The 15,419-nt window shown below is 65.2% G+C and carries 9 protein-coding genes and 1 pseudogene; 1 reads left to right on the top strand and 9 read right to left on the bottom strand.

Annotated elements, in window-relative coordinates; translation table 11 throughout:
• Nucleotides 1-65 precede the first annotated feature (65 nt).
• From gyrA to ligA, 6 genes and pseudogenes are all read right to left on the bottom strand, one after another.
• A complete protein-coding gene (gene gyrA, locus NMB96_RS14720) occupies nucleotides 66-2,777 on the bottom strand; it encodes a DNA gyrase subunit A (protein ID WP_255085101.1) in 2,712 nt (903 codons plus the stop codon).
• 211 nt (nucleotides 2,778-2,988) lie between these two features.
• Nucleotides 2,989-4,053 carry an S-methyl-5-thioribose-1-phosphate isomerase gene (gene mtnA, locus NMB96_RS14715; protein WP_023903651.1) on the bottom strand — a complete coding sequence of 355 codons (1,065 nt, stop codon included), beginning with the start codon at nucleotides 4,051-4,053 and terminating at the stop codon, nucleotides 2,989-2,991.
• A gap of 112 nt (nucleotides 4,054-4,165) precedes the next feature.
• Nucleotides 4,166-4,353: pseudogene (locus NMB96_RS23540) on the bottom strand (hypothetical protein); the annotation flags it as partial.
• Nucleotides 4,354-4,658: 305 nt separating this feature from the next.
• Nucleotides 4,659-5,345 carry a DUF3011 domain-containing protein gene (locus tag NMB96_RS14710; protein ID WP_043889557.1) on the bottom strand — a complete coding sequence of 229 codons (687 nt, stop codon included), beginning with the start codon at nucleotides 5,343-5,345 and terminating at the stop codon, nucleotides 4,659-4,661.
• A 169-nt stretch (nucleotides 5,346-5,514) separates the two neighbouring features.
• Nucleotides 5,515-6,477: an EF-P lysine aminoacylase EpmA gene (epmA, locus tag NMB96_RS14705; protein ID WP_023905705.1), complete on the bottom strand. Its 963-nt coding sequence runs from the start codon at nucleotides 6,475-6,477 to the stop codon at nucleotides 5,515-5,517.
• Complete coding sequence (ligA, locus tag NMB96_RS14700; protein WP_023905704.1) at nucleotides 6,474-8,975, bottom strand: NAD-dependent DNA ligase LigA; 2,502 nt, start codon at nucleotides 8,973-8,975, stop codon at nucleotides 6,474-6,476. Before ligA ends, epmA begins: the two co-directional genes overlap by 4 nt.
• 191 nt (nucleotides 8,976-9,166) lie before the next feature.
• Between ligA and NMB96_RS14695 the strand changes: the two genes are divergently transcribed.
• Complete coding sequence (locus NMB96_RS14695) at nucleotides 9,167-10,291, top strand: pyridoxal phosphate-dependent aminotransferase (RefSeq protein WP_023905703.1); 1,125 nt, start codon at nucleotides 9,167-9,169, stop codon at nucleotides 10,289-10,291.
• A gap of 402 nt (nucleotides 10,292-10,693) precedes the next feature.
• On the opposite strand, the gene NMB96_RS14690 is transcribed toward NMB96_RS14695, so the two are convergent.
• The 3 genes from NMB96_RS14690 to smc are packed head-to-tail and all read right to left on the bottom strand — an operon-like array spanning nucleotide 10,694 to nucleotide 15,377.
• Nucleotides 10,694-11,077: a hypothetical protein gene (locus NMB96_RS14690; protein WP_023903625.1), complete on the bottom strand. Its 384-nt coding sequence runs from the start codon at nucleotides 11,075-11,077 to the stop codon at nucleotides 10,694-10,696.
• An 8-nt stretch (nucleotides 11,078-11,085) separates the two neighbouring features.
• The gene (zipA, locus tag NMB96_RS14685; protein ID WP_255085100.1) at nucleotides 11,086-11,817 is read right to left on the bottom strand and encodes a cell division protein ZipA; all 732 of its coding nucleotides are present in this window, start codon (nucleotides 11,815-11,817) and stop codon (nucleotides 11,086-11,088) included.
• Nucleotides 11,818-11,873: 56 nt separating this feature from the next.
• The gene (smc, locus tag NMB96_RS14680; protein ID WP_255085099.1) at nucleotides 11,874-15,377 is read right to left on the bottom strand and encodes a chromosome segregation protein SMC; all 3,504 of its coding nucleotides are present in this window, start codon (nucleotides 15,375-15,377) and stop codon (nucleotides 11,874-11,876) included.
• Nucleotides 15,378-15,419: the final 42 nt, after the last annotated feature.

The raw sequence follows: 15,419 nt of genomic DNA, 5'->3' as shown, positions 1-15,419 counted from the left end.
GTGCAATAAAAAACGCCGGCTGTGCGCCGGCGTTTTTCTTCAACTGCGTTACTCGCTTGGCGCGATCACGCTTCGGTCGGCGGCAACTCGCTGGTGCTTGGCGCCGGTGCAACGGCTGCGTCGTCCACCACGTCTTCCACTTCATCCAGCGAGGCATCCAGACGTTCCACCGCCTGCAGCTTTTCGCCCTTGGACAGACGGATCAGCGTGACGCCCTGCGTGTTGCGACCCACGCGCGAGATCTCCGAACCGCGGGTGCGCACCAGCGTACCGCCGTCGGAAATCAGCAGCACTTCGTCGGTGCCGCCCAGCAACACCGCACGCACCAACTTGCCGTTGCGCTCGGTGGTCTGGATGCCGATCACGCCCTGCGTGCCACGTCCCTTGCGCGGATACTCGGCCAGCGGGGTGCGCTTGCCGTAGCCGTTCTCGGTGGCGGTGAGGATGTAGGCCGTGTCGTCGTTTTCCGCGACCTCGATCACTGCAGCATCGGCCACGTCCGTGGTCTCCACCACGTCTTCGACGCCCTCTTCCTCGACATCGCCTTCGACACCGCCGGCACGCTCGGCCACGATCAGGCTGACCACCTCTTCGCCCTTGGTCAGACGGATGCCGCGCACGCCGGTGGCGGTACGGCCCATCGAACGCACCGTGGATTCGCCAAAGCGCACGGTCTTGCCGTTGGAGGCGAACAACAGCACGTCGCGGTCGCCATCGGTCAAGGCCACACCGACCAGCGCATCGCCCTCATCGAGGTTGATGGCGATCTTGCCGCGCGCGAGGCGGAACGCGAATTCGCTCAACGGAGTCTTCTTGACCGTGCCGTTGCGCGTGGCGAAGAACACATAGCGGTTATCGGCGTATTCGCGCACCGGCAGCACCGCCTGCACCCGCTCGCCGGGTTCCAGCGGAATCCAGTTGATGATCGGACGGCCGCGCGCATTGGAGCCGGCCTCCGGCAACTGGTACACCGGCAGCCAGAACACCTTGCCGCTGCTGGTGAAGGTGAGCAGCGTGTCGTGCGTGTTGACCAGCCACAGCTGATCGATGAAATCCTCTTCCTTGGTCGCCGCGGCAGAACGACCGCGGCCGCCACGGCGCTGCGCGCGGTACGCACTCACCGGCTGGCGCTTGGCATAGCCCGCGTGCGAAAGCGTCACCACCACGTCTTCCGGCGAAATCAGATCGAGAATATCCAGATCTTCTTCGCTGTGACGGATTTCGGTGCGGCGTTCGTCGCCGTACTCTTCGCGGATATTGATCAGCTCGTCGCGGATCACCTGCAGCAGCACGTCGGGATTTTCCAGGATGCGGATCAGGCCCTGGATGACCTCGAGCAACTGCTTGTACTCGTCGGTCAGCTTTTCCTGCTCCAACCCGGTCAGGCGATGCAGACGCATTTCCAGTATCTGCGAGGCCTGCACTTCGGTGAGCTGGTAAAAGCCCTTGATCAGGCCCACGCCCGGCGGCAGATCTTCCGGCTTGGAGGCTTCGGCACCGGCTGCGCCCAGCAAGGCGCCGACCAACCCCGGTTCCCAGGTCTTGGCCAGCATGCGCTCGCGCGCTTCCTGCGGATTGGCCGAGGTCTTGATCAGCTCGATCATCTCGTCGATGTTGGCCAACGCGACGGTCAAACCTTCCAGCACGTGCGCACGCGCACGCGCCTTGCGCAGTTCAAAGATGGTGCGGCGGGTGACCACTTCGCGGCGGTGGCGGATGAACGCCTGCAGCATCTGCTTGAGGTTCATCAACTGCGGGCGGCCGTCGATCAGCGCCACCATGTTGATGCCGAACACCGACTCCATCTGGGTCTGCTGATACAGGTTGTTGAGCACAACCTCGGCCGACTCGCCGCGCTTGACCTCGATGTAGATGCGCATGCCGTCCTTGTCGGACTCATCGCGCAGCTCGCTGATGCCCTCGAGCTTCTTTTCCTTCACCAGCTCGGCGATCTTCTCGATCAACCGCGCCTTGTTCACCTGATACGGGATCTCGGTGACGATGATCGCTTCACGGCCGTTGTCGGCCACTTCCACGTCGGCCTTGGCGCGCATGCGCACCCGGCCACGCCCGGTGCGGTAGCCGGCGGCAATGCCGGCGGTGCCGTTGATGATGCCGGCGGTTGGGAAATCCGGGCCCGGGATGTACTCCATCAGGCCTTCGACATCCAGCTCCGGCGTGTCGATCAAGGCGATGCAGGCGTTGATCGCTTCGGTCAGATTATGCGGCGGGATGTTGGTGGCCATACCCACCGCAATACCGGCTGAGCCATTGACCAGCAGGCTCGGGAACCGGGTCGGCATGACCGTCGGTTCCAGTTCCTTTTCGTCGTAATTTGGCTGGAAATCGACGGTTTCCTTGTCGATGTCGGCCATCAGCTCATGCGCCAGACGCGACATGCGCGACTCGGTGTAACGCATCGCCGCGGCAGAGTCGCCATCGACCGAACCGAAGTTACCCTGGCCGTCGACCATCATGTAGCGCAGCGAGAATGGCTGCGCCATCCGCACCAACGTGTCGTACACCGACTGGTCGCCGTGCGGATGGTATTTACCGATGACGTCGCCGACGATACGCGCCGACTTGAAGTACGCCTTGTTGCTGTGCGCGCCCAGCACGTGCATGGCAAACAGCACGCGGCGATGCACAGGTTTGAGGCCATCACGGGCATCGGGGAGTGCGCGGCCCACGATCACGCTCATCGCGTAATCGAGATAGCTCTTGCGCATCTCGTCTTCCAGATTGACCTGGATGATTTCCTTGGCGGTTTCTGCCATTCGGGTTCCGTAATTTTGAGGTGGCGGGCGAGCCGGAAAGCCGCGTCGGGAGCACCCTGTAACAGGCTGCCGGCCCCACGCTCCCGCCGATCGATTCAAGCCCCGGATTGTACCACGAAGGGGCAGCCCGATGCCGCCGGTTTACCAGCCAGAAACAAGCACTTGCAGGGCGTTTGCGCGGTGTTGGCAGCGTTATCGCACCGCGCCGGGCTCAGGCGCCGAATGCGGCCTGCATCTGCGCCAGGTCGGGCTGCGCAATCACCCCGCGCTCGGTGACGATCGCATCGATCAAGCTGCCGGGGGTGACGTCGAACACCGGGTTCCAGGCATGGATGCCATCGGCCACCGTTCTGACCCCGCCCACCCCGAACAATTCGCCCGGGTCGCGCTGCTCGATCTCGATCTGCTCGCCGCTGGCAGTCGCCATGTCCACCGTCGACGACGGCGCGACCACCATGAACTTGACGCCGTGATGGCGCGCGGCGATGGCCAGCTGATAGGTGCCGATCTTGTTGGCGGTATCGCCATTGGCGCAGATGCGGTCGGCGCCGACGATCACCCATTGCACCAGGCCGGATTTCATCAGGTGCGAGGCGGCCGAATCGGCAATCAAGGTCGCGTCGATGCCATCCTGCTGCAGCTCCCACACGGTCAGGCGTGCGCCCTGCAGCCACGGGCGGGTCTCGCCGGCAAACACCTTGCCGATGCGGTGCTGCGCCATGCCGGCACGGATCACGCCCAGCGCGGTACCGAAACCGGCGGTGGCCAGCGAGCCGGTATTGCAGTGGGTCAGCACGCCACTGCCCGGCGCGATCAGCGCAGCGCCGAGTGCGCCCATGTGCCGATTTGCTGCCAGATCTTCATCGGCGATGGCCTGCGCCTCGCGCGCGATCACCGCGCGCCAGTCGGCGCCGGCAGCGCCCAGCACGCGACGCATGCGCATCAGCGCCCAGGCCAGATTGACCGCGGTCGGACGCGCGGCATTGAGCCGCAACAGCGCCGGTTCGAGCTTCTGCAATGCCGCGCTGCCGTCATCGGCATCGATGTCGCGCGCCGCCAACACCACGCCCCAGCCGGCCGCAATGCCGATCGCCGGCGCGCCGCGCACCGCCAGCGAATGGATCGCCTCGGCCACGGCATCGCTGCTCTCGCAACGCACATGCTCCACCACGAAGGGCAGCTTGCGTTGGTCGAGCAATTCCAGGGCATCGCCGGTCCACAGCAATGGGCGGATGTGGTCGTAGCGGGCGTAATCGATGTGGGCGCTGTCGTTCATGGCGCTATTGTAAGGTGCCCAGGCAGCCCAGTCAGTGGACCTGCCGTGCTCAGCCTGGGGTCAGCGCGCAACAATGCCTCAAGCGCGTGCTAGGCGAAGGTATTTAGAGCGGCTAAAAAACGTAGCGAGTAGTTTGGATGCAGTCAAAAGCCTGATTGGTCGAGCGCGCGGTGCCCTCGCCGCTCGCGGGACACGCCGCAAGTACGTCCATGTAGGCTCGGTGGCGGCATCCATGCCGCCACACGGTCCCGCAATCGGCGAGGGCACCGCACCAGGAAGTCTGCCGGTTGCTTTGTTGAAACCTGCCCGTCGATCGCATTGCGCTATGAAGCTGATCCGTCGCGGTGTTATCCAGACAACACACCACGCCTTGCTTGCAACCATGCACAACGACCATCTCCACTGGTCCTTGCCCGCCCACCGTCGCGGGACCTTACGCGGCATGGATGCCGCGTAAGAGCCTACACGGACGTACTTGCGGCGTGTCCCGCGATGGTGGGCGGGCAAGGGCCCTGCAGCCAAACCGCAGATCAGCCGCCCTGTGCAGCGAAAGCCAAGATCCACCGCTCTGCAATAGACCAATACGCAGCAGGTTCGTCAGCCGCTCAGTCGACGATGAACTCGGCACGGCAGCCGTCGTTCACCCACACCCCGTCGCGGCTCCAGCCCCAGGTCTGGCCTTCCACGCATTCTTTTTTGGAGATCTGCCGGCCCACGCGCACCTGGCGCTCCACCGACACCCCACAGGTGCGGCGCGAGCTCTTCTTCGATTCGCAGGTGATCATGCGCGGCACGGCCACAAAGCCGGAACCATCTTCGGCACCGACTTCGAACTCGCCATCGCAACCGCGTGACACCCAGATTTCATTACGCCGGGTGCCCCACGTGCGACCCTCCTTGCACGGCCACATCGAGCGCTGACGCAACAAGCGGACCGGCGCACCGCGCAGGATCACCGGGCAGGCCACTTTGCCACCGTTGGAGTCGCAGCGCACCACCCGGCGCATCTGCGGGTAGGCTGGCGCGCGCGCAGAGGCAAACTCCGCACGGCAGCCCTGCTCGACCCACACGCCGTCGCGTTCCACATCCCACTCGCTGCCGCGAATACAACTGGTTTCGGACAGCTGGCGCACCAGTTGCACGCCGTGTTCGGTATCCATCGCGCAGTGCGTGCGCGCCATGTCCTTGGACTCGCAACGCACCACGCCGGAGGCGCGATCCGAAGCGCGCGCATCGGCGAGCATCAGCAGCGGCAAGCACCACAAACCGCATAAGCTGACCAGCCACTTCATGCCGACACTCCTCACCCAAACACACTCTGCGCCGCGCCCCCGTGGACGTGAGGATGAGAGCATCATCGATGTGAAGAAAGCAATACGGTGCCGATGACAACTGGATGGCACTTCGTGCCTGCGATCCGCAATGGAGTCGGCGGCACAGCCCGAGCAGGCTGCGTCGGCGCTAGGCGCGGGCAAACTCGAACGCGAGCACATCCGCTATCTGCGCGGTGCCACGCAAGGCCATCAACAAGCGGTCGACGCCGACCGCCACACCGGCGCAATCGGGTAGCTGCGACAACACCGCGAGCAGGCGTTCATCCAATGGCAACTGCTGTACCCCGCGCGCGGCACGCACCGCGTTGTCGCGCAGGAAACGTGCACGCTGCTCCTGCGCATCGTTGAGCTCGTGATACCCGTTGGCCACCTCGTAAGCGCCCAGATACAGCTCGAAGCGCTCGGCCACCGGCGGACTGTCGTGGCGGATGCGCGCCAATGCGCATTGGCTGGCCGGCCAGTCGTGCACCACGGTCAAGGTGTCGCTGGCGAAGCTGGGCTGGATGCGATGGGTCATCAGCAGGTCCAGCCAGTCGTCGCGGGTCAGGCCGTGCGGATCGATGGCGATGTCGTGCAACAGCGCGCGTAGCGTTTCGATGGAATCGAGCAACGGGTCGATACCCAACTGCTGCAGGAACAGGTCGCGATAGCTCAGCACCTGCACGCGCGCTTCGCGCTCGACCAATGCAAGCGCGTGCTGCACCAACGCGATGGTCTCCTGCGCCAAGGCGCGATCGTCCCAGCCCACCCGGTACCACTCGATCATGCTGAACTCGGGATTGTGTCGGCCGCCAGCTTCGCCATTACGGAATACCCGCCCCAGCTCGTAACAATCGCCCACGCCGGCCGCAAGCAGGCGCTTGAGCGGATATTCCGGCGAGGTGCGCAACCAACGTACCGCTGCGCCGGCATCCACATGCCCGCTGAAGCGCGTGCTGAAACTGTCGATATTCGGCTCGGTGTTGCCGGCCTCCGAGAGCACCGGCGTTTCCACTTCCAGCACGCCGCGCTCGGCGAAGAACGCGCGGATCAGCGCATTGAGCCGCGCGCGTAACTGCAACGCGGCCAGATCGATCTGCACCGCACTCATGGCTGCTGGCCGTGCTCGCCAAGAAACGCCAGCAAGCGCGCTTCGTCCCAGATCTCCACGCCCAGCGACTGCGCCTTGTCGAGCTTGGAACCGGCTTCTTCGCCGGCGACCAGAAACGCGGTTTTCTTGGAGACGCTGCCGGCGACTTTCGCGCCCAGCGCTTCCAGGCGCTGCTTGGCGGCATCGCGCGTCAATGCGGCCAAGGTGCCGGTGATGACCACGGTCTGGCCGTCGAGCGGGCCGGTCTGCAGCGCATCGGCTTCGGGCAGGCGCGAGAGCACCGTTTCCATCGCCTGCTGCGCTGCGCTGGCCAAGTCCGCGTTTTCCGGCCGCTCCAGCCATTGCTGCACCGAGGCGACGACCGCCGCAGGCACGCCGGCCTGCAACAAGGTATCGGCACCGGCGCTGCGCAACGCATCGAACGAGTCCACCGCGGCGGCCAGTTGCTGCGCACGCACCGGCGTCACCTTGGGGATATCCATGTCTTCCAGCACGCTGGCAAAACTCAGCGCGTCGCGCAGCCTGGGCGAAGGCGGATGTGCATCGCCGATGCGCACGCCACGTTGCAGCAGATCGTCGATGGCCTGCTGATTGCCGGGCTGATCGAGAAAGTGCCCGAGCGAGCGCGCCACTTCGCCACCGATATCCGGCACGCGCTTGAACAGCGGCCACGGCAGATGGCGAATCAACTCCAGATCGCCGAACCAGGCCGACAAGGCCTTGGCCGTGCTCTCACCGACATGCTGGATGCCCAGCGCAAACAGGAAACGTTCGAGGGTGGTATCGCGCGATTTTTCGATCGCCTCGATCAGGTTTTCCGCCCACTTGGTGGCGATCTTCTTGCGGTTCCAGTCGAAGGCCGGCAGGCCGGCGCGCAATAGATCGGCCTGCCAGGTCTGCGGCACCTCGCGCTCGCCGGCCGGATCCACACCGATGCTCACCATCGTCTTTTCAAGCTGCGCATACGCACCGGTGGCCAGATGCTCGCGCGCCTCGCGCAAGAAGGCGTGCGGACTTTCGGTGGTGCTGATCAGACGCAACTGCAGCAGCTGATCGACGGTGAGCAGATATAGATCGGCCACGCCCTGCACCACGCCGCTGTCGACCAGCACCTCGATGAATTTTTCGCCCAGGCCATCGACATCCATCGCGCGGCGCGAGACGAAATGCCGGAACGCTTCCTTGCGCTGCGCCGGGCAGGTCAGCTCGCCGGAGCAACGCCATACCGCCTCGCCCTCCTCGCGCACGATCTCCGAGCCGCATACCGGGCATTGCGTGGGCATCTGCCATGGCTGCGTGCCGGGTGGCCGTTGATCGGCGACCACACCAGCCACTTCCGGAATCACATCGCCGGCACGCCGCACGATCACCGTATCGCCCACGCGCACATCCAGCCGCGCGATCTGGTCGGCGTTGTGCAGCGTGGCGTTGGTGACGATCACCCCGGCCACATGCACCGGCTTCAGCCGCGCCACCGGTGTGGCCGCACCGGTACGCCCGATCTGGATCTCGATCGCCTCCACCGTGGTGGACTGCTCCTGCGCCGGGAATTTATGCGCAATCGCCCAGCGCGGCGCGCGTGAGACAAAGCCCATCTCGCGCTGCCCGGCCAGATCGTCGAGCTTGTAGACCACGCCATCGATATCGAATGGCAGCCCGTCGCGCGCGGCACCAATGCGCTGGTAATACGCCAACAGCCCGTCACTGCCCTGCACTACCTCGACCAGGGCGCTGACCGGGAAACCCCATTCGCGCAATTGCGCCAGGATGGCCGAATGGGTCTGCGGTAATGCGCCCTCGCTCACTTCGCCCACGCCATACGCGAAGAAACTCAGCGGGCGTTGCGCGGTGATACGCGCATCCAGCTGCCGCAGCGAACCGGCGGCGCCGTTGCGCGGGTTGGCCAATACCTTGCCGCCATGCAGCCGCATCTGCGCGTTGTAGCTTTCGAATGCGGCGCGCGGCATATACACCTCGCCGCGCACTTCCAGAATTTGTGGCCACCCTTCGCCACGCAGACGCAGCGGAATCGCCTTGACGGTGCGCAGGTTGGCGCTGACATCCTCGCCGGTGGCGCCGTCGCCACGCGTGGCGCCCTGCACGAACTCGCCGTTTTCGTAGCGCAGGCTGATCGCCAGACCATCGAGCTTGGGCTCGGCAGAAAACAGCGGCTGCTTGACCTCGAGCCGCTCGCTGATGCGACGCACGAACTCGGCCACTTCTTCATCGCTGAAGGCATTGCCCAGCGACAACATCGGCAAGGCATGCCGCACTTCGGCAAAACGCGAGGCAGCCAGATGGCCGACGCGCTGGGTTGGCGAATCGGCGCTGGCCAGCTGCGGATGCGCGGCCTCCAACGCCTCCAGTTCGCGCATCAGGCGGTCGTAGTCGACGTCGGCCATCTGCGGCTCGTCGAGCACGTGATACCGGTAGTTGGCGTCCTCGAGACGATGACGCAGGGCGTCGACACGCTGCGCGGGATCCGGGCTGACAGTCATACGATCGCTGGGCTGGCTTGAGGGGCCGCCTATTCTAACGGGCCGTGCCGATGCGCAAGAGCTGGCCCGGCCACTGCCGCGACCACGCAGGCGCCATCGATAGCAAGCCCTACGGGTATTTCCCGATAGGCAGACAAGCACAAACCCGATAGCGTGGCGCCCTCTGCCGCCCACCCGTCTGGAGTTCACCCGTGTCGTTGCCCGTCTCGCGCCGTTCGTTTCTCAGCCTCGCCAGCGTTGGCGTGGCGGTGTCCGCACTGGGACTGGCACCCGCCGCCGAGGCAGCCCGCAAGCGCGCAGCCGCAGCGGCAACGCCCAGCGTGGCGCCGGCCGCCGGTGCGGTGTATCTCAACCTCAACGAGCATCCGCTCGGGCCGGCGCCGGCCGCGCTGGATGCCGCGACACGCTCGCTGGCGCGTTCAGGACGCTATCTGTTCGAGATGGAGCAGGACCTGCGCAATCTGATGACCGGCGAGTTGCAGCTGCCGGGCGACCATCTGGCGTTGTTTCCCGGTTCCAGGGACGCATTGAATCGTGCCGGCAGCTTGTTCACCTCGGCGCGTGCCGGGCTGGTAGTGGCCGATCCGAGCTTCGATCCGATCGTCGACAGCGCAAACGCGCGCGGCGTGCCGGTGCGCAAGGTGCCGCTGCGGGCCGATGGCGCGCACGACGTCAAAGCGATGGCCAAGGCCGACCCCACCGCAGGCCTGATCTATCTATGCAACCCCGGCAACGGCACTGGCGCCATCACTCCGCGTGCCGAGATCGAGTGGCTGCTGACCAACAAGCCGGCCAGCGCGGTATTGGTGGTCGACGAGGCCTACCTCCACTACAGCAACGAACCGTCGGTGGCCGATCTGGTGCGTCAGCGCCAGGACCTGATCGTGCTGCGCAGCTTCTCCAAGCTCTACGGCATGGCCGGCCTGCGCCTGGGCGCTGCGTTGGCGCCGCCGGGGCTGCAGACCAAGCTCGCCAGCTTGGGTAGCAACCCGTTATCGGTCCCGGCAATGGCCGCCGGCATCGCCAGCCTGCGCGACCCGCAACTGGTGCAGACCCGGCGCGCGGAAAATGCGCGCGTGCGCGACGACACCATCGCCTGGCTCAAGACCAAGGGCTACACCTGCCTGCCCACGCAGGCCAACTGCTTCCTGCTCGACGTCAAGCACGACGCCAGCGTGTTCGCCGATTCGATGCAGAAACAAGGCGTCATCGTCGGCCGCAGCTGGCCGATCTGGCCCAAGCGCGTGCGCGTAAGCGTCGGCACCGAGGCAGAGATGCTGCGGTTTCGCGAGGCGTTTGCCAAGGCGAAACGCTGATCGCGTAGTAAAGCGAAGCGCTTACCCTTCTCCCTTCGGGAAAAGGTGCCCCGAAGGGGCGGATGAGGGTACGTGCGAAGCCTAGTGTTGTCCGGTTGCACGAGGGCTTCGCCCCGTACCCTCACCCCAACCCCTCTCCCGAAGGAGAGGGGCTTTAATCAGTCGCATTGCATGACGCTGCTCTGAGTGTGTACTGCGTTATTCCCTTCTCCCCTCGGGAGAAGGTGCCCCGAAGGGGCGGATGAGGGTACGCGCGAAGCCCGGCGTTGCCCGGCTGCACGAGAGCTTCGTCCTTGCCCCAACCCCCGCACCTGCGGCGCGGGCGCGAGCACTCCAAGGCATGCGCACCTGCGGCGCGAAAGCCACGCTTTCTCGCCCCGTCGGGAGAGGGGCTTTGGATTCCTACTGATCCAACGCCTCTGGCTCCGGAGCGCGCAGCGTGCTCCGGAGCCAGAGGTAGCTAATCACAAAGGTCAATGCCATCGAGCTGGCGTTCCATAGCAATAGCTCGCGCAGCATCGGCGGGCCTTGCAGGAGGTGCGTGTAGTAACGGCGATCCAACAGCGCGATGGCGTGCGGCATGAACACGCTGATGAAGGGCGTTGGCACCGGCGCAACCAGCAGCGTCATCGCAGCTGCGAAACCGTACTCAAGCCAGGGCGAACGACGCGGGCGCTTACGCAGGCGCGCGGCGATCCTTGTAAAGATCCACAACAACGGCATCGCCAATATCGCCCACAGCACCAGCAACAACGCGACTGCCAACACGCCCTGCAGGCTAAACATCGCTCAACTCACCAGCGCGGCGACTTGGTCAGCGGCGGCGCCTGATGCTGGCGATCGTAGGCGCGTAGCTCGTCGCGGATATGCGCCACGCGCTGACGGCCCAGCGCATTGCGGCTGTCGTCCAGCACCACGCCATCGAGCAGTTCGGCCATGCGCTGCACGGTCGGCAGCATTTTTTCCCAGGCATCCAGCGCAGTCATCGGCGCCGGCAAGGTGAGGAAAAACGCAATCGCCGGGGTCTGCATCTCGCGGATGTTGGCCATGTCGAAACTACCGGGCTTGAGGATGCTGGCCATGCTGAAGATCGGCCCGCGCTCCGGGTGCCCTTCCACCAACCGGTGGAAGACATTCATGTGACCGAACACCAAACCGGTTTTCTCGGCAGCCACCACCACGTCTTCGCCACGCAGCACCTGCCCGGCCTTGGCCGCGACGAACAGCGAGACGATCTTGTCGAAGTCCTGATTCGGACGCTTGCCGACATCGTTGCCGCCAGCCACATCTGCATCGTCCAGATTGAGTTCGCTCTGCTCGGCACCTTCAGTGCGCTCGAACCGGTCGCCTTCCACGCCAAGCTCGCCGGAAATCACCGGCTCGCGGCGTTCGCGCGGCTGCCCGTCGTCCTTGTCGACCCGGCGCCCTTGCGGCGATTTTTTCGGGCGACCAAACAGGAAGATGGCCGCGACCAGCAGCAGTCCAGCGATCAGGATCCCGATCCGGATCATGGCCATGTCGGACATTCAGCGTGCCTCCGCATAAGAGTGACAGGTGTCGATATTCCAACAAGCATGGCACGTCATGCCGCACCCGCCAAACGTGCGGCTTCTTCCAGGTCAACGCTGACCAGACGGCTGACGCCCGGCTCGCGCATGGTCACGCCGGAGAGCTGACGCGCGGCCTCCATCGTCGCCTTGTTGTGGCTGACGAACAGGAACTGCACTTTCTCGCTCATTTCCCGAACCATGTTGGCCAGGCGGCCGACATTGGCTTCGTCCAGCGGCGCGTCGACCTCGTCGAGCAGGCAGAACGGCGCGGGATTGAGTTGGAAGATCGCAAACACCAGCGCCACCGCGGTCATCGCCTTTTCGCCACCGGACAGCAGCGAGATGCTGGACACGCGCTTGCCCGGCGGGCGCGCCATGATGGTCACGCCGGTGTCGAGCAGGTCTTCGCCGGTAAGTTCTAGATAGGCATGCCCGCCGCCGAACAGCCGCGGATACAGTGCCTGCACGCCGGAATTGACGCGGTCGAAGGTGTCCTTGAAACGGCCGCGGGTTTCGCGGTCGATCTTGCGGATCGCCTCTTCCAGGGTTTCCAGCGCGGTGTTGAGATCCAGGTTCTGCGCGTCGAGATATTCCGAGCGTTGCGCCGCTTCACCATATTCCTGGATCGCCGCCAGGTTGACCGGTTCCAGCCGCCGCATGCGCCCATCGATCTGGCCGACCGCCGCTTCCCACTCGGCCAGATTGGCCGATTCGGGCAAGCCGTTGACCACGTCTTCGAGCACGAAGCCGGCCTTCACCACCGCAGCCTCCAGCTGTTCGGCGCTGAGCACCAGGGCTTGCTGATCGAGCTTGCGCTGCGAGATGCGCTCGCGCTGGCCCAGTGCCTGTTCGTCGCGCTGCTGACGGGTCTGTTCGTAGCTGCGCAGTTCGCCGTCAACACTCTCCAGCATGGTGCGCGCTTCGCTTAGTACGCGCTCGGTGCGCACACGCTCGCTCAAGGCGGCCTGATGCTCGTGCTCCAGCGTTTCCACCGGCGAATCGCCTTCGCTGAGCTGGGCGACCAGATCTTCCAGGCGCGTATCGAGCTGGCCGCGCTGGCTGTCCATGCGCTCCAGCGTCTGGCTGAGCGAGGTGATTTGCGTGCGTTGCGATTCGAGCGTAAGCGCCAGTGCGTGCATCGCATCGCGCACGCCACGTGCGGCATCGCGGGCCTGGTCGCGTGCATCGGTGAGCTGACGGCGTTCGCTTTCCAAAGCCGCACGGGTGCCCTGCAGATCGCCCATGAGGGTCACCGCGTCTTCGAGTTTGGCGCGCGCTTCGCGTGCCTGCTCACGGCTGGTGTCCAGCGTTTCCAGCAGCTGCGACAACTCGCTTTCGATGCGTTCGATGCGCGTACGTGCGGCATCGACCTTGCCTTGCTGGCTCTGCAATTGACCGGCCAGTTCGGAGACGCTGCGATGCGCCATGTATAACTGACGCTGCGCATCTTCGCGTTGCTGCTCGGCAGCCAGCAACTGCTCGCGGAAGCTGCCCAGGCGCTGCTCAAGGTCGGCTTCGCGCTCCTGCAGCGTTTCGATCTGCGCGCGTAATTCTTGAATCTCGCGCTCGCGCAACAAGGCGCCCTGCTTGGCGGCGCCGGAACGCGACACCCGCACCCAGCCCTCGCCCAGCCGCTCGCCATTGCGGGTGATGACCGAATCGCCCTCGGGCAGGCCGCGCTGCAGCGTGCGTGCGGCATCCAGATCCTCGGCCGCATGCAGGCGCGCGAGCAGGCGACGGATCGCGATCGGCCCCTGCACCTTGGCCGCAAGCGAGGTCGGTGCGAAGGTGGCGTTGTCGCTGGCACTGGATACCAGCGCGATGCGGCCGTCGCCCAACTCGCCCAGCGCGTCGACCAGTTGCTCCGGCGCATCCACCAGCACGCCTTCGATCAATTGCCCCAACGCACCTTCGACCGCATTTTCCCAGCCGCTTTCGACCGTGATGCGTTCGCCGACACGCGCGGCCGAATCCAGCCCGCGCGATTTCAGCCACGCCACCGCCGCGCCCTGCTCCTGACCGAGCGCGGCCTGCTGCAGGGTTTCCAGCGACGACAGCCGACCACGTGCGGCCTGCGCCTGCTTGCGTACCTCGGCCAGCTCGCCCTGGCTGGCCCGCTGTCGTTCCTGCAGCCCGCCGAGCGCGTGCTTGCGCGCTTCGACCTGCTCGGTCAGCCCGTCCAGCGAGGTCTTCTGGGTTTCGTGGCGCAGCTCGATCTGCTCGAACGCTTCGGCCAGCGCATCCAGATCCAGCCCGGCGCGCTCGTTGACCAGAGCTTCGCGGCGGCGGTCGGCTTCCAGCGACTGGCGATCGAGATAATCGACACGCGTGCGCTCCACTTCGCCGGCACGCGAGGCCTCGCCGGTATCGCGGTTATGGGTTTCCCAGCGCTGCTGCCAGTCGGCCAGCCGCGCTTCCGCTTCGCGCAGCGATTCCTGGCGGAATTCATGGTCTTCGCGCAGCTGTTCCAGCTGCGGTTCGGCAGCGTCCACCGCCTCGCGCAGCACCGCCAATCTGGCCGAGTCACCGCTGATGTGCTGGGTCAGTTCCTGCAGTTGGCTCTGCGCCTCATCGCGCGCCTTGTGCAGGCGGTGCGAGAGTTCGCGCTGATGCTGGATCTGCTGCTCGATGCGCGCCAACGCACCACCGACCTGATAGACATCAGCCTGCGCCTTGGCCACCGCTTCGGCGGCTTCCTCGCGACGCACGCGGCCGGTTTCGATGCGCGCTTCGGCATCGCGCTGTTCGGCGATCAGTTGCTGCAGGCGGGTCTCTTCCTGATTCAATTTTTCGCGCAGGCCCTGCAGCCGGCCATCCAGGCCGCGGTATTCCAGCGCCTTCCATTCGGCGTCCTTGATCCGGCGTTCTTCCTGCAAGGCCTGATACTGCTCGGCCTGGCGCGCCTGGCGCTGCAGATGCGCCAGCTGCTTGGTGATTTCTTCGCGCAGATCGCCCAGGCGATCGAGATTTTCGCGGGTGTGGCGAATACGGGTTTCGGTTTCCTTGCGGCGTTCCTTGTACTTGGAAATGCCGGCGGCCTCTTCCAGATACACGCGCAGATCTTCCGGGCGCGCCTCGATGATCTGGCTGATCATGCCCTGCTCGATGATCGAGTAGCTGCGCGGCCCCAGACCGGTGCCCAGGAACAGATCGGTGATGTCGCGGCGTCGGCACTTGGTGCCGTTGAGGTAATACGCACTGGTGCCGTCGCGGCTGACCAGTCGCTTGACCGAGATCTCGTTGAACGAGGCGAACTCGCCGGTGATGGTGTGATCGGAGTTGTCGAAGATCAGCTCCACCGTCGCCTGCGACACCGGCTTGCGCGCCGAGGAACCGGAGAAGATCACGTCGGTCAGCGAGTCGCCGCGCAGGCGGCTGGCCGAGCTTTCGCCCATCACCCAGCGCACCGCATCGATGATGTTGGACTTGCCGCAACCATTGGGGCCGACGATGCCGGTCATGTTGGTGGGCAGATGCAACGTGGTCGGGTCGACGAACGACTTGAAACCGGACAGTTTGATCGTGGACAGGCGCATGGGACTGGAGGTTCCGGGCACCGCGCGGACGAAGCCGGCAGG

The sequence above is a fragment of the Xanthomonas hortorum genome, from assembly GCF_024339125.1.
Lineage (GTDB): Bacteria > Pseudomonadota > Gammaproteobacteria > Xanthomonadales > Xanthomonadaceae > Xanthomonas > Xanthomonas hortorum.
Note: the sequence above shows the minus strand (reverse complement) of the source record. Positions and strands in the feature narration are given on the sequence as shown.

Excerpts from the sequence above, each read along its gene's own strand:
- gyrA (WP_255085101.1), bottom strand. The coding sequence starts at position 2,777 with ATGGCAGAAACCGCCAAGGAAATCATCCAGGTCAATCTGGAAGACGAG.
- mtnA (WP_023903651.1), bottom strand. The coding sequence starts at position 4,053 with ATGAACGACAGCGCCCACATCGATTACGCCCGCTACGACCACATCCGC.
- NMB96_RS14710 (WP_043889557.1), bottom strand. The coding sequence starts at position 5,345 with ATGAAGTGGCTGGTCAGCTTATGCGGTTTGTGGTGCTTGCCGCTGCTG.
- epmA (WP_023905705.1), bottom strand. The coding sequence starts at position 6,477 with ATGAGTGCGGTGCAGATCGATCTGGCCGCGTTGCAGTTACGCGCGCGG.
- ligA (WP_023905704.1), bottom strand. The coding sequence starts at position 8,975 with ATGACTGTCAGCCCGGATCCCGCGCAGCGTGTCGACGCCCTGCGTCAT.
- NMB96_RS14690 (WP_023903625.1), bottom strand. The coding sequence starts at position 11,077 with ATGTTTAGCCTGCAGGGCGTGTTGGCAGTCGCGTTGTTGCTGGTGCTG.
- zipA (WP_255085100.1), bottom strand. The coding sequence starts at position 11,817 with ATGTCCGACATGGCCATGATCCGGATCGGGATCCTGATCGCTGGACTG.
- smc (WP_255085099.1), bottom strand. The coding sequence starts at position 15,377 with ATGCGCCTGTCCACGATCAAACTGTCCGGTTTCAAGTCGTTCGTCGAC.